This window comes from Kitasatospora cathayae (assembly GCF_027627435.1).
GTDB classification, from domain to species: domain Bacteria; phylum Actinomycetota; class Actinomycetes; order Streptomycetales; family Streptomycetaceae; genus Kitasatospora; species Kitasatospora cathayae.
On sequence record NZ_CP115450.1, the window covers coordinates 6108737 to 6128158 of the forward strand.

At 68.4% G+C, this 19422-nt stretch carries 15 protein-coding genes and 3 pseudogenes; 3 read left to right on the forward strand and 15 right to left on the reverse strand.

What is annotated here, in order from left to right; translation table 11 throughout:
• Window positions 1-251: 251 nt before the first annotated feature.
• The gene (locus tag O1G21_RS27315; protein WP_270147364.1) at window positions 252-2273 is read left to right on the forward strand and encodes a restriction endonuclease; all 2022 of its coding nucleotides are present in this window, start codon (window positions 252-254) and stop codon (window positions 2271-2273) included.
• Window positions 2274-2288: 15 nt separating this feature from the next.
• Here the strand turns inward: O1G21_RS27315 and O1G21_RS27320 are convergent.
• A pseudogene (locus O1G21_RS27320) lies at window positions 2289-2804 on the reverse strand (IS5 family transposase); the annotation flags it as partial.
• Between the two features lie 609 nt (window positions 2805-3413).
• Here O1G21_RS27320 and O1G21_RS27325 point away from each other — a divergent pair.
• Window positions 3414-3605, forward strand: coding sequence for a hypothetical protein (locus O1G21_RS27325; RefSeq protein ID WP_270147365.1), 192 nt, complete (start codon window positions 3414-3416; stop codon window positions 3603-3605).
• 107 nt (window positions 3606-3712) lie between these two features.
• Here O1G21_RS27325 and O1G21_RS27330 read toward each other — a convergent pair whose 3' ends face one another.
• The 8 genes and pseudogenes from O1G21_RS27330 to glnA form a co-directional block, all read right to left on the reverse strand.
• Entirely contained in the window at window positions 3713-3913 is a 201-nt protein-coding gene (locus tag O1G21_RS27330; protein ID WP_270147366.1) for a TIGR02391 family protein, read from the reverse strand.
• A gap of 559 nt (window positions 3914-4472) precedes the next feature.
• Window positions 4473-6032, reverse strand: coding sequence for an AbiJ-related protein (locus O1G21_RS27335; protein WP_270147367.1), 1560 nt, complete (start codon window positions 6030-6032; stop codon window positions 4473-4475).
• 9 nt (window positions 6033-6041) lie between these two features.
• A complete protein-coding gene (locus tag O1G21_RS27340; RefSeq protein WP_270147368.1) occupies window positions 6042-7007 on the reverse strand; it encodes a restriction endonuclease in 966 nt (321 codons plus the stop codon).
• A gap of 173 nt (window positions 7008-7180) precedes the next feature.
• Window positions 7181-7390: pseudogene (locus O1G21_RS27345) on the reverse strand (flavoprotein); the annotation flags it as partial.
• Window positions 7391-7576: 186 nt separating this feature from the next.
• Window positions 7577-8809 carry a hypothetical protein gene (locus O1G21_RS27350; protein ID WP_270147369.1) on the reverse strand — a complete coding sequence of 411 codons (1233 nt, stop codon included), beginning with the start codon at window positions 8807-8809 and terminating at the stop codon, window positions 7577-7579.
• A gap of 297 nt (window positions 8810-9106) precedes the next feature.
• Complete coding sequence (locus tag O1G21_RS27355; protein WP_333493499.1) at window positions 9107-9388, reverse strand: hypothetical protein; 282 nt, start codon at window positions 9386-9388, stop codon at window positions 9107-9109.
• Window positions 9389-9659: 271 nt separating this feature from the next.
• Window positions 9660-9824: pseudogene (locus O1G21_RS41830) on the reverse strand (hypothetical protein); the annotation flags it as partial.
• A gap of 603 nt (window positions 9825-10427) precedes the next feature.
• Window positions 10428-11840 carry a type I glutamate--ammonia ligase gene (glnA, locus tag O1G21_RS27365; protein WP_270147370.1) on the reverse strand — a complete coding sequence of 471 codons (1413 nt, stop codon included), beginning with the start codon at window positions 11838-11840 and terminating at the stop codon, window positions 10428-10430.
• Between the two features lie 307 nt (window positions 11841-12147).
• Between glnA and O1G21_RS27370 the strand changes: the two genes are divergently transcribed.
• Window positions 12148-12615: an RDD family protein gene (locus tag O1G21_RS27370; protein ID WP_270147371.1), complete on the forward strand. Its 468-nt coding sequence runs from the start codon at window positions 12148-12150 to the stop codon at window positions 12613-12615.
• A 119-nt stretch (window positions 12616-12734) separates the two neighbouring features.
• On the opposite strand, the gene O1G21_RS27375 is transcribed toward O1G21_RS27370, so the two are convergent.
• The 6 genes from O1G21_RS27375 to O1G21_RS27400 form a co-directional block, all read right to left on the reverse strand.
• Complete coding sequence (locus tag O1G21_RS27375) at window positions 12735-13433, reverse strand: DUF4191 domain-containing protein (RefSeq protein ID WP_405000834.1); 699 nt, start codon at window positions 13431-13433, stop codon at window positions 12735-12737.
• Between the two features lie 100 nt (window positions 13434-13533).
• On the reverse strand, window positions 13534-13731 hold the full coding sequence (locus O1G21_RS27380) for a hypothetical protein (RefSeq protein WP_270147374.1): 198 nt from the start codon (window positions 13729-13731) through the stop codon (window positions 13534-13536).
• A gap of 198 nt (window positions 13732-13929) precedes the next feature.
• Entirely contained in the window at window positions 13930-14883 is a 954-nt protein-coding gene (gene lipA / locus O1G21_RS27385) for a lipoyl synthase (RefSeq protein ID WP_270147375.1), read from the reverse strand.
• A gap of 153 nt (window positions 14884-15036) precedes the next feature.
• Window positions 15037-15807 carry a lipoyl(octanoyl) transferase LipB gene (lipB, locus tag O1G21_RS27390; protein WP_405000835.1) on the reverse strand — a complete coding sequence of 257 codons (771 nt, stop codon included), beginning with the start codon at window positions 15805-15807 and terminating at the stop codon, window positions 15037-15039.
• A 159-nt stretch (window positions 15808-15966) separates the two neighbouring features.
• A complete protein-coding gene (locus O1G21_RS27395; RefSeq protein ID WP_270147379.1) occupies window positions 15967-17898 on the reverse strand; it encodes a helix-turn-helix domain-containing protein in 1932 nt (643 codons plus the stop codon).
• Window positions 17899-17980: 82 nt separating this feature from the next.
• Window positions 17981-19342: an MFS transporter gene (locus O1G21_RS27400; protein WP_270147380.1), complete on the reverse strand. Its 1362-nt coding sequence runs from the start codon at window positions 19340-19342 to the stop codon at window positions 17981-17983.
• Between the last annotated feature and the right edge of the window lie 80 nt (window positions 19343-19422).

A 19422-nucleotide genomic window follows, 5' to 3' on the forward strand; every position in this document is an offset into this window, starting at 1 on the left:
CGACAGGATGTGACACATTCGATCGGGGTCAGCCATTGATCAGTCAGTTCCCTTTGTTCAATCGCGAGTTGGGTCTCGCCTGTCAGTAGTGGGCAGTAGCGTGCGCGCATGGCAGGAGCCTCTGCTGAATCACCCAACAGAGATATGAACGGAACGGCCACATCAGAATGACTCCGGACCTCTTCCGCGCGACCAACCAACCAGCCACCGCCCCGGGCTCGCTCGCTCTTGGGGCGCAGCGGAGCAGGTGGATGCAGCAGGCGTCATCCGTACCGAACCTCCAGTGCGGGAAGGACGAGATGTTCCCGCTCGCCCTAGAGCTCGTCCGCCAGATCGGCGCTGGTGAGGCCACGGATCTCGACGCGCGGCCGCAGCTGGCGAGCGTGGAGTCGTCGAGGTCCTGGCGGCAGTACTCGTACGCGCTGCGTCCGATGGGGTTGGTCCAGAATCGAAAAGGACTTCTTCAACTGACCTCAGAGGGCTCCGAACTGCTCGCGGACGAGTCGCGCTCACGTCTCGCCTCGTTGATGGCCGAGCGGATCCGGCTGTTCGCCGAGGTGCTCGGGCTCCTCGTACGCGAGCCGCTGACGGTCGAAGAGGTCAATGCTGAGTTAATCGAGTCGTACAACCTCGACTGGAAGAGCGTCAACAACACGCGCGTCCGCATGACCTGGCTCGAAGTTCTGGGGCTGACCGAATGGCTGGGGGAGCGGAAGCAGAGCGCGACTGCTGAAGGACGGTCGCTCTTCGCCACCTGGGAAGTTGTGACGCCTTTGGCCCTGCCCATGAACGACTCGGGCGAAGCGGTCGACATTCCCGAAGCCCCGGAGGAGATCGCCGCACTCCTCGCGCACCTGGCCGCGACCGATGGCGCCCAGGAGGCCAGGAACACCTACAACATCTGGGTTCCGAGCCCGAAGGAGGACCCCAACAAGATCGAGAACCTGCGGACGTGCATCGCGGCCGCAGAGGACCAGATGGAAAAGGATGCACTGCTGGGCTTCATCGGGGACCGGTTCGGCCTGAAGCGCAGCAGCGTCGACACCATGCTGCCGTTCATGCGGGCAGCCGGGCTGCTTCTGGAGGTCCGCCGCGGGGTGTTCACGGCAACGCCGGCCGCCAAGGCGTGGCTGCGGTCGGGATCGGACATCGACTTCATCCGGATCCTTCACGCGAACATGAAGTTCGTCGGCGAGCTGATCCGTGCGGCGAAAGCCAATGTTCCGAGGAACGACGTGTACCGGCAAGGCATCACGTACGGCTTGAACAAGGACAAGGTGCGTTGGCTCACGGCCTTTATGGTCGAATCGGGCCTGCTCATCGAGACGTCCTGGTCGTCGGTCCAGGCTACGGCGACCGGGCTGCGTCTCATCGAGACACTCCCCCTCGCCGAACCGCACCTACCGGAGGCCGCCGTCGAGCCGGAGCTGTCGCCGGACCTGGCGCAAAGCACGTCTTGCGCGCCGGGCGAACCGGACAAGCTCTCGCTCATCGTGGAATCACTGACGCGCAGCTCCGTTGACCCGGGCGCCGATGGCTTGGCGTCCGGTGCGGCGTTCGAGACGTACATCGAGAGCGCGTTCAGGCACATGGGTTTCCGCGCCCAGCGCATCAGTGGTTCCGGTGACACCGACATCCTCGTGCAGTGGTACGACGGCAACGGGTCGTTGCGGACCGCGATCGTGGACGGAAAGTCGACGTCATCCGGTCGGGTCACGCACAACAACGTGAGCGACGTGGCAATCGACACGCACAAGGAGAAGCGCTCCGCAGAGTACGTTGCTATTATCGGCCCCGCCTTCAGTGGCGACACGATCAAGAACATGGCCAAGCGGAAGCAGTGGGCGCTCATCACCGCCGACGAGTTGGGCCAGGTCGTCAGCTCCGCCGAGACCCTCGGCTTGCGGCCGGCGGACGTCGGGATGCTGTTCGAGGTGCCGGACGGGCTGTCCAGGCTCGCCGGGCTCATCGACACGCGGCAGCGCGAGCTCGACATCCTGTCCCTCGTCATCTCCCGGCTCAAGACCGAGTCGGAGACGGAGGAAGCCGTTTCGGCACGTGATGTCTCGCTGATCGAGCGCGGGTCGCCGTTGGCGCCGAATATCGACGAACTGCTCGACACGTTCAGGCTGTTCGACCGCCTCGACCTGGACATCGTGCGTAGCATTGAGGACGTGCAGGATCCGCGCTATGCGACCTACCGGATCGGTGACGCGCGATCGGCGGTGAAGCGCCTTCGCGCCATCGCGACTTCGATCGAGAGGGGCCTCTAGGCAGCGTCCTGGCGATCATGAGCGGAGCCAGATGACGAGCGCGCGGCTGCGGTGACGGTGCCGAGGTAGATGTGGCCGCGCTGGTCGAATCTGATCGCAACCGCGCGGAATGCCTTGAGTTTGTTGATCACCCGTTCGACGGTATTGCGCTTCTTGCAGCGGTCCCTGTCGAATCCGGGCGGTCGGCGGCCGGCCTGCCGCGTCGGACCCGGTTGGCAGCCTGGTCGGCTTTTCCGGGATGGCGTGCCGGATTCTGCGTCTGCGCAGGTAGCGGCGGGTTCGGCGGTTGCTGTAGCCCTTGTCGGCGCTGACGCTGTCCGGCTTCGTCCGCGGCCTGCCGCAGGTCAGCCTCGGCACCCGGATCCCGTCCATGACCGCCTCGAACTGGGTAAAGTCGGCGCACTGCCCGGATGTGACGACCAGCGAGAGGACCCGGCAACGGCCGTCGGCGCTCAGGCGGATCTTCGTCGTGAAGCCGCCACGCGAGCGGCCGAGCGCCTCACCTCCCGCACCACCTCGGCCGGTCGGGCGATTAGTTCCGCCCGGACCCGAGCGGCTTTGACAGCCCGCGTGGACCCCCCTTTGAGGACGGCCGGCGGGGTCGGTCCGCTGATCGAGGTGCCGGTGCTGATCGCGATGGTGTACGTCTCCCTCGCCTGGCGCAGGAGGTTCCCTACCCGGACCGCTGAGTGCGACGTATAGCTCGAACGGGAAGATGTCCGCCAACGTTCCAGAACATCAAGAGAGTTATCGACAGGAACGACCTGATGTGCTACCAATTGGTCTGGAACCTCGGGCAGGACCCGGGGCCTTCGGGTCAGGCATCCGAAGGTGCTACCTGGAGCAGCCAGCCCAGGACGCCCGTCCGCAACGGCCGGGCCGTGTCTTGGAAGTCGCAACGGCTTCGTTCGGGTCCTCCCCGCGATGGGGTGGACGGCCCCTTGTGCGGACCGGGGAGCGCAACGCCCCCCATCTCAGCAAGCGTTACCTGATCTCTCGCAGATCTCAACGAACACACCGCGATGGTGTGGCGCAGCCTCGGGCCCTGCGCCGTGGCAGGTCACCTGTCGTCGTTGAGGTCCTGCCGTCATGCTGGCCTCCTCGCGTGGGTGACTCCGTGCACCGTCGAGGAGAAATGTGATGTGGTCCATTCTCGGGGATATCGCTTCCGCGTCCCCGTGGCTCGTGCTGTTTCTGCTGCTCATCCTGGCGGCGGCCCTGGTCGCTTCCATGGCCCTGTGCCTGCGCGGTACCCAGGCGGGGGAGCGGCCGGCGATTATCCGCGCGCTCGCCGAGCTGGTTCGCGCCCTGCGGGGTGGGGCACGCCGCTGACCAGGCCCGGCGCAGGTCGCCCCGCACCGTCGGGGGCGGCCTGCGCTGGCCGGTCGATCCGGCGAACTGACCTGCCGCCGGGACAACACCGGGCCCGACTCGTGCGTTCAGGTCTCCAGCTTCCCGGTGTCGACCCAGCGGGCCGGAACGCTGAACGCGGCCAGCTGCTCCAGAGCCTCGTGCTCGGGCAGCTCTGGCAGGCCGGCCTCGTGGCTGTTGGGGTTTCGGATCGCGGCGAAGCAGCCTTCCGCAAACGCCGCGACACCGCGGTGGACGATGGTGAAGGTCTTGCTGCCGTCGTCGGCCATCCTCCCTGCCTTCTCGGGTGTCCTCTCGATCGGTGGGAACTGGCGAGCGTGGGTGGTGCTTCGCGTGCGGGAGCGGCAGTGCTGGCAACAGATCGAACTTGTTGAGTCGGCAGCCTACGAGCGATGACTACTGAAAGTAGCGAGAGGGCGCACTGCCCAGTGCCGGCGAGGGCAACGGGGTGATCATCGCGAGTTCGATCTACGCGTGCTCATTTCACACTCATTTCACATCGCGAGTCCCAGGGGTGTTGCAGTCGACCCTTCCCCAGACGTTTCCGCAGGTCAGGACCTTGCCTGACCTGCGGAAACGACTGGGAGGTTGAACTGCGTTTCCGCAGGTCAGAGGGGGTCCTACAGGTCGTAGTTCTGATCGAATATGCCTCTGACCTGCGGAAATGCAGCCTCCAAGGAAGATCATTTCACAACCAGTGCACACGCGGTGGTGATGACGATGAGATTTGCCGAGAAGCGCTGAGAGGAGACCACGAGGTCGAGCTGGCGGCTCGCCGCGTGGAGCTACCCGCTGCTACTGGTCGTGGGCGCGTGACGTTGAAGGGCCTCAGCGATCTTGAGGGTCGACTACAGCCGCAAAGAATTTCCGAAGCACCGCTGGCGCTGTCGCTTGCCCGAGTTCGTATCCGCCGAATCGGTACACCTGGTATCCCTTGAGCCGCAGGGCCCGGTCTTCGGCAACCATCTTCGAATACAGGCGCGGAGACGCAACGTCGCCTTCGGCGTAGTGCTGCCTGCCGTCGACCTCAACGACAATCCGCACACCTCCGGGAAGTAGGAGCAGGAAGTCCATGCGCTCGCGACCGAGAACGCTGTCCTTGCCTCCCCGCTCTGCGCGTGTCCGAGGGTCGAGGTGCAAGTAGACCTGGGGGAGCAGCGCGGGGTAGGCAGCTCCTGTCTCGTTGATCGGATAGTGCCGACAGTAGGTCCGGAAGAGGAGCCGCTCAGGGGTGATCACGTCAGGGCGTTTTGGGTCGTGGTGCAGCGAAGTCCAGAGCCGTCTGTAGAGGGATTCGCCGACAGTTTGGTCTGTCGCACCTTCGGGGAAGGGCACCTGGGCCCGCCACCAGTTCATCAAGCTGCCCCAGGTGAGGCCGGAGGCACTCAAGGGTCGGTCGTACTGGAGACAGGAATCGCCGTTCCTCACGACCAGGATGTCGTTGTTGATGGCGTCGCCGAGTACGAAATCCGGTTTGGGTCCGTTGGAGGCGAAGAACAGGTTCTTCATGGTGCCGGGGACACCGGAGCCGATTGGCCGGGGTGCGAAGACGGGTGCGCCGCTGATGCTGTCGGTCTCAGCGAGTTCGTATCCGTCGTGGATCAGCGCAGCGTTGATGAAGATGCGGAGCTGCTCGACCTCTGTGGCGTCGGTGCGGACCGCGGGGTGCAGCATCTCGGCAAGGAACAGGAGCAGGTACTCGTCGCCGTCCGCGAGAGCAAGTCTCGGGTCCGTCCAGATCCAGTCCGCCTCCCAGTCATTCGGATCGGCTATGCAGTGGTGCCCGATGTCCTGGGTGGCGGTGGCGTGCCTGTGGTCGTTGCTGGGCAGGTTGTCGAGGTCGTACAGGCGGCGGAGGAACTGCACCTCGTCGAGCGTGCCCCACCAGTTGACTGGCAAGCGCTCGCGCAATCGCCGGCGCGTGACATCGGTGATTCGGTGGGACTTCGGGCGGTCGTGCACCAGGTGCGGATGGTGGGTGTCGAGCTTGCCCAGCACAGGTTCGAAGAGTCCGGCAAGGTATCTGCGTCGGGCGTCGTAGCTGCCGCTCATGCCCTGCTGCTTCCAGTAGCTCTTGAAGCTTTTGAAGTCTCGGAAGGGTGGGGAGAATGCCACTCCGAGCCGTCGGAGCACCGCGGGAAGCACCCCGAGGAGAATGGCCATTTCGTTGTCGTCGAGACGTTCTCCGCCGCTGGTGCCGAACGCTTCCAGGTCTGCCCTGGCGATTCGGATGAGCTCGTAGGCAGCGTCAAGATCGGTCACGTCATCCAGGGAGCCGGCACGCAGCCGCTCTACTCGCTCGGAGTCGAGACTCGGTCTGGCGAAGCCGAATCCTCCGGTGCTGGCGTGCTGGCGTACGAAAGGCTGGCGATTCACAGCGCCGTTCATCTCCAGGTCCTAGAAGTCGACGTCGAGGACTGTGTAAGGGCGGCGCTCCAGCTTCGCTCTGCGGGTCTTCTCACGCAGCCAATCGGCAAGGCTCTCCTCGCGCTCCAGGAGCAGCACCAGCTCGCGCAACTCGCCGAGGACCATGACCTTGAACGCGAGGAACTGCACGCACTCCGCGACTGCCGGAGCGCTGTACCCGGATGCTGAGATCATCAGGCCGCTGACGTCGGCGCGGGTCATCAGTCTGGACAGGTGGCGGCTGACCGGATTGATGTCCAGCGGCTTGGCCCACCACTTCACTTCGACGAGATAGGTCTGGCCGTCGAGTTCGACAACGCCGTCAATCTGCTCGGCTGCTTCGCCGTCCTCTAACCGGAGGGTGAAGGATTCCCTGACGCCGATCCCGTCCAGGGCGAAGACGCGATTGAGGAGGCTTTCCAGCTCCAAACCGCGCTTCTGGGCGTCCTCCATCGAGAAGAGTGCGGTGAGCTGTGCCCTCAAGTCCGCGTAGAGGGCTTTCCGGCGCCTGCGTTCGTCCTCAACCGCGCGGCGATCGGCCAGATGGGCATCGCGTTCTCGGTCGCGCTCCTGCTGCATGCGTGTGAAAGCGTCCTTCACACCGACGACTTCGCGGATCTGTGCGACGAGACCACGGGCCTTGAGCTGGTCGTCGGGCCAGCACATCGAGAAGTCGTCGAACTCGGTGATGCGGCGCAGCAGAGCGCGGCGCACCCCGAGACCCTGGTCGCCTTGCTCGTTCAGTTGCCTGATCACCTCACGGGCAATCTTGTATTTGCTCACCGCGCTGCGGTCGACTGCGAGTTGCTGGCGGAACCGGTAAAGGAGAGCTTCGCTGGTCCCCGCCCCGCGCAGGAAAGTGACGACGTCGTCCTTGCTGCGACAGAGCAGGGGGATGGTGTCAGTCAACAACGCCATCAGCTCCGGGGGCCAGTGGTACGCGGCGTCATGGGCCATCGAGGGCAGTACTCCCAACTCTTCACGGCGCGAGGCTTCCGGCGTGTGCCTACACGGTGAAGACCATCATCCATCTGGCCGATCGGAATGTCCCTGAGTCGGCGGAGAACGCCCGCGACTGGTCCCCCGTTCCGGTCGCGGCCCTGCTGGTCTGAGTGACGGTCAGGAGTCGGTCAGCACCCGCTGACTGTGGTCGAGCACGAGGACTCCGAGGCTGGAGCGCCGAGGTTGATCAGCTGCGGGGTGGCCGGGGCTGAGCAACAGCCGCCACCGCTGATCTGGGCAGCAGCGGGCTCGTCGAAGAGGCCGGCTCCGCCGCAGACGCCGGTTTCGGGGAGGGTCAGTTCGACGCGGGCGGCGGCCTCGTGGTCGCCGGCGCATCGCCGGGTGGAGCGGCGCCACACCAGCAGGATCACGATGGCCGCGACCGTCTCCACCGCGCTCAGGCGCAGAAGGACCGTTCGGAAGCTGGGCGCGATCCAGGCGAGCAGGGCGGCGATGGCCGCCCCGCTGGACCAGGCCACCCACGTGGCACTGCGGTCGACCTGGGGGCCGCCACATCTACCTCACTACGACTCCCAGCTCGGCTCCAGGCCCTGGCGCTGCAGTTCCTCCACGGCCTCGGACAGTGTGCCAAGGTCCTCGATGGTGAAGTCTCCCAGGGCCGTCTTTCGATGGGAGTGGGCTGTGGTCGGCGGTACGGCGATCAGTGGGCTAGGCGAGGAGGCTGTGAGCCGTGTCAAGAGCTGGCTGTAGGGGCCGGGAGGGAATGCGGGCTTCAGTGCGAACGGATCCGCGCAGTCCTGGTCCGGTCCGGCTGCCTTCGCGTAGACAGTGACCCCGCGGCTGGCGATCTTGGTGACGCCGTCCTCCTCGCTGACCACTCGCGGGTGCGGTGCGGCAGCGTCGGTCGGCCGGGGGTCGACGTGGACGAACATGGCAAGGGGAACCGCCCGAACGAGCCTGGCGGCCATGAGCATGGCGACCCGCAGTTCGAACACCCGCTCGGCGGCCTCCTCGGCGGAAAGGTCATAGAGGGCGTCGCAGACCTGCGAGGCGTACAGCGCCTCGTGCATGGCGCCTGTGACGCGCGAGACCATCGACGGCGTGGACTGGCGGTTGTCCCTCATGTCCTTCGCGAAGAACTTGTCCAAGCCCACCGTCTTCGCGTCACCGTTCAGCGCCAGAACGATCATGTGGTCGCTGCCGTAGGGCCATCGCACCAGCGCCCCGTACTGGCGCAGGTGGGCCAGCGTGCGGGTGACATCGGAGTTGCCGATCTCCAGGGGAATCCCTCGCGTCCCCTCGGCGTGCGCAGGGAAAACGATCTCGTCCGTAGCGAAAACAGTGGTGCCGCGCTCCGTGGCCTCGAACGTGAGGCGCTCGCACCCCCAGGCAGCCTCGAAGCGGACCCAACCGTCACAAGGCGCACCGCTCTGCTCTTGGTCGACGGCGATGCTAATCCCCTGCAAATTCGCTTGGGTCAGAGTTTCCTGATTGCGCCGCCGTTCCTTGTCCTTGAGCGCTGTGGCCCCGACTCGGATATGGCTGAAGACCAGGTTGCCGGTGACGTACAAGCGCAACAGGTACCACAGCACGGCGTCGCTCTCGGTGTTCCAGCGCCCGCTGTGCGGTTTGCCCATGGCGGGTATCAGGTGCTTGTCATGGCAGACCACGCCTGTCTTTCTGCGCCACATCATCGCGACCTCCGCCCCATAGGCGTCGACCAGTCTGGCTATCGCCCGACCCATGGCAGTGTGTTCGGTCTCCGGTACTTGCCCGTCTTCCACCTGGAGCTCCATTCCTCCCGACGCAGACACACTGGTGCGAGCGTAGCTGCCGACACCGACAGTTCCCACTGCCGCGGTCCGCAGGGCACGGCCTCCAGCGCGTGGGCACGCGCTGGAGGCCCCGTCGCGGCCAAGAGTGCCGTCGGGTTCGTCTGCTCACGACGATGCGCCGGACAGCTCGAAGATCCTTGGCTTCACTGCCCGGCGTCTCCTGCTCATCCGCCCCTGTTGGCGTGACTCACCGAAACGCAGCGAGGCCCGCGAATTCGCTGAGCCAGCGCGGCCTTTCGGGGTTGTGCGCGGAGGTGGTCAGGAACGGACGATGCCCTCCACGGGGTCGAGGTGGATCGTGCGTCCGTCGGGAGCCCGCCAGGAGTCTGTGGCGGGGTGGTGTGGGATCAGGGCGATGTCCGCCAGACCTGGAATGCTTACCCAGTTCGCGGGTGGCGCCGTATCTGCGGGTAGTGGCTCGGCATTGCCCGGGACGAGCCAATCGCGGCGGACCTGAACCGTGGAGGGGATCACCTGGCGGATGTCCTCGGTCGTCGGCCGCTCTGGCAGCACCGCTCGGCTGGCCTGGGTGACGAACACGAACCCTCCGTCCGCCGTCGGCCATACCGGCAGGATGCGTTGGGACTCCGCGCCGAGCCGGGTGACTGCCAGGTCCGGATCGAGTGAGTGCCTCGGCGGTCAGGCGCAGCAGCGAGCCGTCGTACACGCTTCCCCAGCGGCACGGCGGTAGGTCACCGGCCGGGGTGAGGGCGACCATTCTCGGCCCCGTCGCCCAGCCGGGCCGCCTTTCCCGATCGTGCCGCCAGCCCCGGCCCGCCCGCTGGAGGAGAAGGTTGATCGGCGCGAGATCGCTGATGACCAGGTCGAGGTCCAGGTCGAGGGACTGCTCCACCACCTGCGTTCCGACGATCACCAGCCCGCCCTCCGGGCGTTCACCGTCGCGGCCGACGTACTTCTCGACTATGTCGGTGTGCTCCAGCCGCTGCCACAGGGGCAACCGGGCAGTGATGATCATGGTGGATCGCGCTGTCCTCGGCCATCGGTTGCTGACCGGCGTCTCGCGTCGGCACCTGGCCGATCTGATCGTCGAACTCGCCTCGCTTTGGCAAGCGGTGGCGGAGGGCAGGCGGAATACGGTCCGCGGTGGTGTGCGCCGCCGAGTCGCGGGGGCGGGCGCCGAGCACCGCCTGGGCGGTTCACTCAGGCGACCACTGCGGGGCTCTCGACGGTGCTGCTGACCTCCGCGCCGGCCGGAATCCCGATCAGCCGCCCGCTGAACCGGCGCGGCCCGATGACGGCAGGCTCCGCTGCTTGGCGGGCACAGGTGACACCTCGCCTGATGGGCGCAGTGCCGGTAAGAGATCGAACCTGCCGGGTCGGGAGCCGCGAGCTATGGCTACTGAGAGTAGTGAGATGGTGTACTGCCCAATGCTGGCAGGGGCAAGAAGGCGTCATCGCGAGTTCGATCTACCCCTGCTCATTTCACACTCATTTCACATCGCGAGCCCCAGAGGTACTGCAGCCGACCCCCCGCTATGCGTTTCCGCAGGTCAGGACCCTGCCTGACCTGCGGAAACGTTGAGAGATCAATCTGCGTTTCCGCAGGTCAGAGGGGGTCCTACAGGTCGTAGTACAGCTCGAACTCGTGCGGGTGGGGGCGGAGGGCGATCGGGGCGATCTCGTTGGTGCGCTTGAAGTCGATCCAGGTCTCGATCAGGTCCGGGGTGAAGACGTTGCCGGCGAGGAGGTACTCGTGGTCGGCCTCGAGGGCCTCCAGGACGGCGGGGAGGGAGGAGGGCACCTGGGGGACGTTGGCGTGCTCCTCGGGGGCGAGCTCGTAGAGGTCCTTGTCGACGGGCTCGAGCGGCTCGATCTTGTTGCGGATGCCGTCGAGGCCGGCCATCAGCATGGCGGAGAAGGCCAGGTACGGGTTGGAGGACGGGTCCGGGGCGCGGAACTCGATGCGCTTGGCCTTGGCGTTGGAGCCGGTGATCGGGATGCGGATCGCGGCCGAGCGGTTGCGCTGGGAGTAGACCAGGTTGACGGGTGCCTCGAAGCCGGGGACGAGGCGGTGGTAGGAGTTCACCGAGGGGTTGGTGAAGGCCAGCAGCGAGGGGGCGTGCCGGAGCAGGCCGCCGATGTAGTAGCGGGCGGTGTCGGAGAGGCCGGCGTAGCCCTGCTCGTCGTAGAAGAGCGGGGAGCCCTCGCTCCACAGCGACTGGTGGACGTGCATGCCGGAGCCGTTGTCGCCGAAGATCGGCTTGGGCATGAAGGTGGCCGTCTTGCCGTTCCGCCAGGCGACGTTCTTGATGATGTACTTGAACAGCATCAGGTCGTCGGCGGCGTGCAGCAGGGTGTTGAACCTGTAGTTGATCTCGGCCTGGCCGGCGGTGCCGACCTCGTGGTGCTGGCGCTCGACCTCCAGGCCGGACTTGGCCAGCTCCAGGGACATCTCGGCGCGCAGGTCGGCGAAGTGGTCGACCGGCGGGGTGGGGAAGTAGCCGCCCTTGTACTTGACCTTGTAGCCGCGCACGTCGCCCTCGGCGGCGCCGGTGTTCCAGGCGCCGGCCTCCGAGTCGATGTGGTAGAAGGACGCGTTGGCGCTGGTCTCGAAGCGCACCGAGTCGAAGACGTAGAACTCGGCCTCGGGACCGAAGAAGGCGGTGTCGGCGATGCCGGAGGAGGCGAGGTAGGCCTCGGCCTTCTTGGCGACGTTGCGCGGGTCGCGGCTGTAGGCCTCGCCGGTGACCGGGTCCTGGATGAAGAAGTTGATGTTGAGGTGCTTCTCGGCCCGGAAGGGGTCGAGGCGGGCGGTGGCGAGGTCCGGGACCAGGGCCATGTCGGACTCGTGGATGGCCTGGAAGCCGCGGATCGACGAACCGTCGAACATCAGGGTCTCGGACGGGTCGAAGGTCGCCGCAGGTACGGAGAAGTGCTGCATGACGCCCGGCAGATCGCAGAAGCGGACGTCGACGAACTTCACGTCGTTGTCCTGAATGAACTGCTTCACTTCGGCGGCGTTGTTGAACATCCATCCTCCTCGGCGTGCGAATTGGGCTCACCCTAGGAATGGGTCGTTTCCGGCCGGTGACCCGCTCGTTTCCTAGATGTTAACCACGACCGCCGAACGGGCGGCAAAGTCGTACGGGACGGGGCAAATCACCCCGCCCACCTGGGGGTCGTCCGGAAACTGGTCTGGACCACTTGGTAAGCCCGGTGAGCGGGATTCACCCGGTCGTGGACCGCGGCCGAGCGGTGGTCGGGCGGGCCCCGGTCCGCGCCCCGCCGAGAGGGGAGCCGGTGCCGGTGCACGGCGTGAGCCCGGTTAGTGTGGATTCGTGGACACCAGAGAAGCGTTGGGATCGTGGATCGACGGCCCCAAGGCGGCCGCCGAGAAGATGGGCGCCGACTTCGGCTACCGCGGCGAACGCCTCGGGCTGCCCGAGGAGGGCCCCGGCTCGCTCGCCGGCCCCGGTCGACGGATCGGCGCCCTGTTCGTGGACGGCTGGTTGGTCTCGCTGGTCTCCTTCGGCCTGCTCGCCAAGGGCGACCCGGCCGAGGCCAACCTGTGGACCCTGCCGCTCTTCTTCCTGGTCGCGGTCGTCCTGCTCGCCACCGCCGGGACGACCGTCGGCAAGCGGCTGTTCGGCCTCCGGGTGGTCCGCCTGGACGGGCGCCGCGCGACCATCCCGCAGATCCTGCTGCGCACCCTGCTGCTCTGCCTGGTGGTGCCGCCGCTGGTCTGGGACCGCGACACCCGCGGGCTGCACGACAAGGCGGTCGGCACCGTCGAGGTCCGGATCTGAGGTCCGGGTCCAGCGGTCCGAAGCCAGCACGACCCGGCACCCGCCGCACGCACCACATGGAACGGCCCCGCCCCGGAAGCTTCCGGGGCGGGGCCGTCGTCGTCACGGGAGGGGGAGGGTCAGCGGACCTGGCCGCCCTTGGGCATCCGGGCACCCTTGGGCATCGGGCCCTTCGGGATCGGCGCCTTGGAGAGCAGGTCGCCCAGCGCGCGCAGGCGGTCGTTGGTCTCGGTGACCTGGGCGGCGGTGATGGCGCGGGGCAGGCGCATCAGGTGGATCTGCAGCTTCTTCAGCGGGACCTCGCCCTCGCCGTTGCCCACCACGATGTCGTGCACCGGCACGTCGCCGACCACACGGGCCATCTTCTTCTTCTCGGAGGCCAGCAGCTGGCGCACCCGGTTCGGGTTGCCCTCGCCGATCAGCGCGATGCCGGCCCGGCCCACGGCGCGGTAGACCGCGTCCTGGTTGCGGGTGACCGCTACCGGGGTGGAGCTGGAGCTCCAACCGCGCCGGATGTTGTTCAGCACCGCGGCCACGGCGCCCGGCTGCCCCTCCATCTGCCCGAACGCGGCGCGCTCGGCCCGGCGCCCGAAGACGATCGCCATGGCCAGGACGGCCACGATGAAGCCCAGGATGCCCAGGTAGATGGGGTGGTCGATCGCGAAGCCGATGGCGAGGAACACGCCGAAGGTCAGCAGGCCGACGCCGGCGATGATCAGGCCGATCTTGGTGTCGACCTTCTTGGTCATGGTGTACGCCAGGCGGATCTGCTTCAGTCGCCCGGGGTTCTCGGATGTTTCCCTCGCCATAACGCTCATGGTACGTGGCACGGGTACGGGATATCCAAGCCCGGGTACCCGTTCGCCCGAACCGTGACCCGTGCGCCGGTCCACCGTCGCGCACAGCGACGTCAGGGCCTCACTGCCGTACGGAACGTGTCCCCGCCGTACCCGCGGCGACGCCCGGCAGGGCGTCGTGCCGGCGGTCCGCCGCGTACCGGCGGTTCTCGCACACCGCCGCCCAGGCGTTGCGCCGAGCGTGTCGCTGGCCGGGGGCCAGCAGGACGCTCTCGGCGAACCGCAGCGCCGCCCCCACCGACCGGATCCGCATCCGCATGCCGAACAGCTCCTCTCGTGGCTGAGAAGAATCGAACGCCTACCCGGCGTCCATCGTCCCCACCCCGTGTTACCAGCCCGTGACCAGGCAGTCAAAGCGTGGTGAAACCCGGAAGGGCGGAGCCGCAGCTCCGCCCTTCCAATGGCCTACGTGGCGCAGACCGACCCGTGGTCAGATCAGATCCGTCAGACCGGGTGATCAGACCGCGGCCTGCTCGCGCCGCTCCAGCGCCTGCCGGTACAGCCGGCCGGCCCGGTACGACGAACGCACCAGCGGCCCCGACATGACACCCGCGAAGCCCAGCTCCTCGGCCTCCTCCTGGAGCTCGACGAACTCCTGCGGCTTCACCCAGCGCTCCACCGGGTGGTGGCGCAGCGAGGGGCGCAGGTACTGGGTGATGGTGATCAGCTCGCAGCCGGCCCCGACCAGGTCGGCCAGCGCCTGGCTGACCTCCTCACGGGTCTCGCCCATGCCCAGGATCAGGTTGGACTTGGTGACCAGCCCGGCCGCGCGGGCCTGGGTGATGACGTCCAGCGAGCGCTCGTAGCGGAAGGCCGGGCGGATCCGCTTGAAGATGCGCGGGACCGTCTCGACGTTGTGCGCGAGCACCTCGGGGCGGGAGGAGAAGACCTCGGCCAGCTGCTCGGGCACCGCGTTGAAGTCGGGGATGAGCAGCTCGACGCCGGTGCGGCCGCCGGCGCGCTCGGCGGTCATCGCGTGCACCTGGCGCACGGTCTCGGCGTACAGCCAGGCGCCGCCGTCCTCCAGGTCGTCGCGGGCGACGCCGGTGATGGTGGCGTAGTTGAGGTCCATGGTGACGATGGACTCGGCGACCCGGCGCGGCTCGTCGCGGTCGAACTCGGCGGGCTTGCCGGTGTCGATCTGGCAGAAGTCGCAGCGGCGGGTGCACTGGTCACCGCCGATGAGGAAGGTGGCCTCGCGGTCCTCCCAGCACTCGAAGATGTTGGGGCAGCCGGCCTCCTGGCAGACCGTGTGCAGCCCCTCCTTCTTCACCAGCGACTGGAGGGCGTTGTACTCCGGGCCCATCTTCGCGCGGGTCTTGATCCACTCGGGCTTCCGCTCGATGGGGGTCTCGCTGTTGCGGACCTCCAGGCGGAGCAGCTTCCTGCCGTCGGGCGCGACAGCGGACACGTGCGACTCCTAGAACTAGACGGGGTACCCCCAGGGTACGCCTGTGGTTGTACGGCCTTCGCCGGGCCTGCCGCCCTGCAATCGCAGGGCAACACGGCTACCGGCCAGTAGATTCCCAGTGGCTCCCGCCCTCCGGGCGGCTCACGGGCGGATTCAGCGGCTGAGCGCCGGCTCCGGCAGCTCGGCGAACACGTCCTTCAGGTGCCGCTCGACCGCCGGCAGCGCCTCGCCCACCGGGAAGTCGCGTCCCAGCTCTCCGGCCAGCGAGGCGACGCCCGCGTCCCGGATGCCGCACGGCACGATCTTGTCGAAGTACGTCATGTCCGGGTCGCAGTTGAGCGCGAAGCCGTGCATGGTGACCCCGCGGGCCACCCGCACGCCGATCGCCGCGAGCTTGCGGTCGCCGCCGCGCTGCCCGGCGTTGGACGGCGCGTACTCGGGTCCGGCCAGGCGCGGGTCGATGCCCAGCGGCAGGCCCATCCGCAGGGTCAGCTTGCCGATGTCCACCACCTCGGCCGGGTCCACCACGGCGTCCGGGATGTTCTCGCCGAGCACCCAGACCCCGCTGCGGCCCTCGACCCGGGTGGTCCCGATGCCGAAGTCGGCGGCGGCGCGGATCAGCGCCTCCTCCAGCCGGCGGACGTACGCGATCACGTCGATCGGGTCGGGCAGCTTGATGATCGGGTAGCCGACCAGCTGGCCGGGGCCGTGCCAGGTGATCTCGCCACCCCGGTTGACCTCGACCACGGGGGTGCCGTCGAGCGGCAGGTCCGCGGGGTTGGTGCGCTTGCCCATGGTGTAGACGGGCGGGTGCTCCAGCAGCAGCACGGTGTCGGGGATCTCGTCCGCGACCCGCAGCGCGTGCAGGCGCTGCTGCTCCTCCCACGCCTCCTCGTACGGGACGACGTGCTCGCCGATGCCCATCCGAACGAAACGTACGTTCTCGCTCACCGCTGCCGCTCCTTGCCAGGCGTTCGAGACCGGCCTCGCGTTCGAGACCAACCTCGCCACTGTACGCCCACGCCCGTACCACCCGTTCGGCCGTACCGTTCAGCCGTCCTCGCGCCCGTTCGGCCGTACCGTTCAGCCGTCCTCGCCGCTGGCGAGCAGCTGCAGCCGCAGCGCCAACTGCAGCTCCAGCGACCGCTCCGGCTGGTTCCAGTCCCGCCCGAGCAGCGCCTCGACCCGGTCCAGCCGCTGCACCACCGTGTTCACGTGGACGTGCAGCTCGTCCTTGGCCCGGGTGAGACTGCCGCCGCAGTCGAAGTAGGCGCGCAGGGTGCGCACCAGCTCGGTGCCGCGCCGGGCGTCGTAGGCGAGCAGCGGTCCGAGCGCGGCGCCGACGAAGCCGTCCACGTCGTGACCGTCGCCGAGCAGCACCCCGAGGAAGCCGAGCGCGCGGGCCGAGGCGCCCTCCCCGGAGCGGCCGAGCACCCGCAGGGCGCGCACGCAGCGCAGGCCCTCGCCGTACGAGGCGGCCAGCGCGGCCGGGCCGACGGCGGGGCGGCCGGCGCCGACGGTGACCGGGAAGCCCGCCAGCCGGGCCAGCCGCTCGGCCGCCCGCCCGGCGGTCGACCCGGCGGTCTGCTCCGGGTCGTCGGCGTCGTCCGGCGCGACGGGCACCAGCAGCACCACCGCCTCGCCGTGCTCGGCGCTGACGCCGCGGGAGCCGAACAGGTACCGCCGGGCCGCGCCCGCCAGCCGTCCCCGGTCGTCGCCGGCGCGGTCGGCGGGCTCGGCGACCAGCACCAGGTGCGGCCGGGCGAGGTCGACCCCGAGCCGGCGGCCGCGCGCGGTGAGCCCGGCCGGGTCGCGCTCGGGGGCGGTGAGCAGGTCGGTGAGCAGTTCGCCGCGGACCCGGTTCTCGGTCTCCGCCACCGAGCGGCGCAGCAGCAGGAGCAGCGCGGTGACCACACCGGCCCGCTCGAACAACCGCCGGTCGGCGTCGTCGAGGTCGGGCCGACCGCGCAGCACCAGGGTGCCGAGCACGTCGTGCCCGGCCAGCACCGCGCACACCCACAGCTCGCCGTGCCGTACGGAGCGGCCCTCGGCCCGGGAGGCGGCCACCGCCCCGGCCAGTTCGGCTGCGGGGGCCGGCCGCCCGGCCAGCGGCTCGCCCTCGGCGTCCATGACGGCTATCTCCCCGCCCAGCAGGTGGGCGACGGCGCCGGCCACGTCCGGCACCTCGGCGCCGCGCAGCACCAGGTCGGTGAGCCGGTCGTGCGCCTGCTCGGCGCGTTGGACGGCGGCGGAGTGGGCCCGCACCAGCTCGTTGGCGGCGTTCAGCTCGGCGAGCGCGGCCCGGGTGTCGGCCAGCGACTTGGCGGTGTCCAGGGCGATCGCGGCGTGCGCGGCCAGGGTGCAGAGCAGCGCGACCTCGTCGGGGGAGAAGGCGCGCGGGGAGCGGTCGGCGGCGAACAGGACGCCGATGACCTCCCCACCGAGCAGCAGCGGCACCCCGATGATCGCCACCAGGCCCTCGTCCAGCACCCCCGCGTCGATCGTGCCGGTGTGGTGGAAGCGCTCGTCGGTGCGGTAGTCGGGGGTCGCGTACGGGCGGGCGGTCTGGGCGACCAGCCCTCCCAGGCCGTCGCCGAGGCTGAGCCGCAGGGTCTGGAAGAGGACGGAGACCGAGCCGTCGGTGACCCGCATGTAGGTGTCGCCGGCGGCCCGGTCCGGCAGGGTCAGGTAGGCGGTGTCGGTGCCGAGCAGCATCCGGGCCCGGCGGACGATCGCCTGCAGCACGGTGTCCAGGTCCCGGGAGGCGGCGAGGTCTCCGGCGGTGTCGAACAGTGCCGTCAACTCGGCTTCGCGGCGCCGGTGTTGACGCAGGGTACGGTGCACCCGCAGGGCCTGCCAGGTGGCGTCGTCGATCTCGGCGAGGACGTCGGCCGACGCCCCGCGGCGGCGGGCGTCGGCCAGCACCTCGGCGAAGTCCTCGGTGGCGGCGCCGGAGGCGAGCAGGTCGAGCAACCGCCGCAGCGCGGGCGCGGGGCTCTCGTCGGGGTGGTTCACGGTGCGTGGTCCATGGTGCTGGCCGCCAATCGGCGTCGGTTTCCGACGGGTGCGAGAACTCGCGATGCTATCGGCTCGAACCTCAGGCCACGGCGGGCTTTCCGACCGTGGTGTCCTCCACGGACTGCTCCTCGACCTCGGTGAGGTCCTGCCCCCTGGTCTCCCGCCCGCACAGCACCGCCAGCACGGTGAGCGCGGCCGCGATCGCCACGTACACCGAGATGGGGGTCGCGCTGCCGTAGTCCTTGAGCAGCGCGGTGGCGATCAGCGGGGCGGGTGCCCCGGCGGCCACCGAGGCGAACTGGGCGCCGATCGAGGCTCCCGAGTACCGCATCCGGGTCGCGAACAGCTCGGAGAAGAAGGCCGCCTGCGGCGCGTACATCGCACTGTGGAACACCAGGCCGACGGTCACGGCGACCACCAACTGCCCGAAGGACCTGGTGTCCACCATCCCGAAGAACACGAACGCCCAGACCCCGACCCCGGCCGCGCCCACCAGGTACACCGGCTTGCGCCCGACCCGGTCGGACAGCGCCCCGAACAGGGGGATCAGCGCGAACTGGATCGCCGAGGCGATCAGTACGGCGTTCAGCGCGCTCTGCTTGCCGAAGTGGGCGTGGTTGACGGCGTACGTCAGCACAAAGGTGGTCATCACGTAGTACGAGATGTTCTCCGCCATCCGCGCGCCCATGGCCACCAGCACCTCCCGCCAGTGATGCCTCAACACCCCGACCAGCGGCGCCTGTTCGGCCTCGGGCCGGTTCGCCCGGTTCGCCATCGCCTGCCGGAACAGTGGCGACTCCTCCACCGCCAGCCGGATCCACAGCCCGACCCCGACCAGCACCGCCGACAGCAGGAACGGCACCCGCCACCCCCACGCCAGGAACGCGCTCTCCGACTGCACCGTCGTCATCAGCGACAACACCCCCGCCGCCAGCAGGTTCCCGGCCGGCGCCCCACCCTGCGGCCACGAGGCCCAGAACCCCCGCCGCCGCCGGTCCCCGTGCTCCGACACCAGCAGCACCGCCCCGCCCCACTCCCCGCCGAGCGCGAACCCCTGCACCAGCCGCAGTGCCGTCAGCAGCACCGGCGCCGCCACCCCGACCGAGTCGTACGTCGGCAGCAACCCGATCGCCGTGGTCGACCCGCCCATCAACAGCAGGCTCACCACCAGCAGTTTCTTCCGCCCGACCCGGTCCCCGAAGTGCCCGAACACCAGCGCCCCGACCGGCCGCGCCGCGAAACCGATCGCGTAGGTCAGGAACGACAACAGCGTCCCCGTCAGCGGATCGGTGTTCGGGAAGAACAGCTTCCCGAACACCAGTGCCGCAGCTGTTCCGTATACGAAATAGTCGTACCACTCAATGGTCGTACCGATCAGGCTCGCAGCCACCACCCGTGGGAGTGAGCTGCTCACCGCCGAACCGCGTGCAGAGTCCTTCATGGCCACCACTTCCAGGTCAGAGGGGACGACGTCGCCACAAGGTAGGAACCCCACGCCCTGCGGCCTATGTGACCGACCCA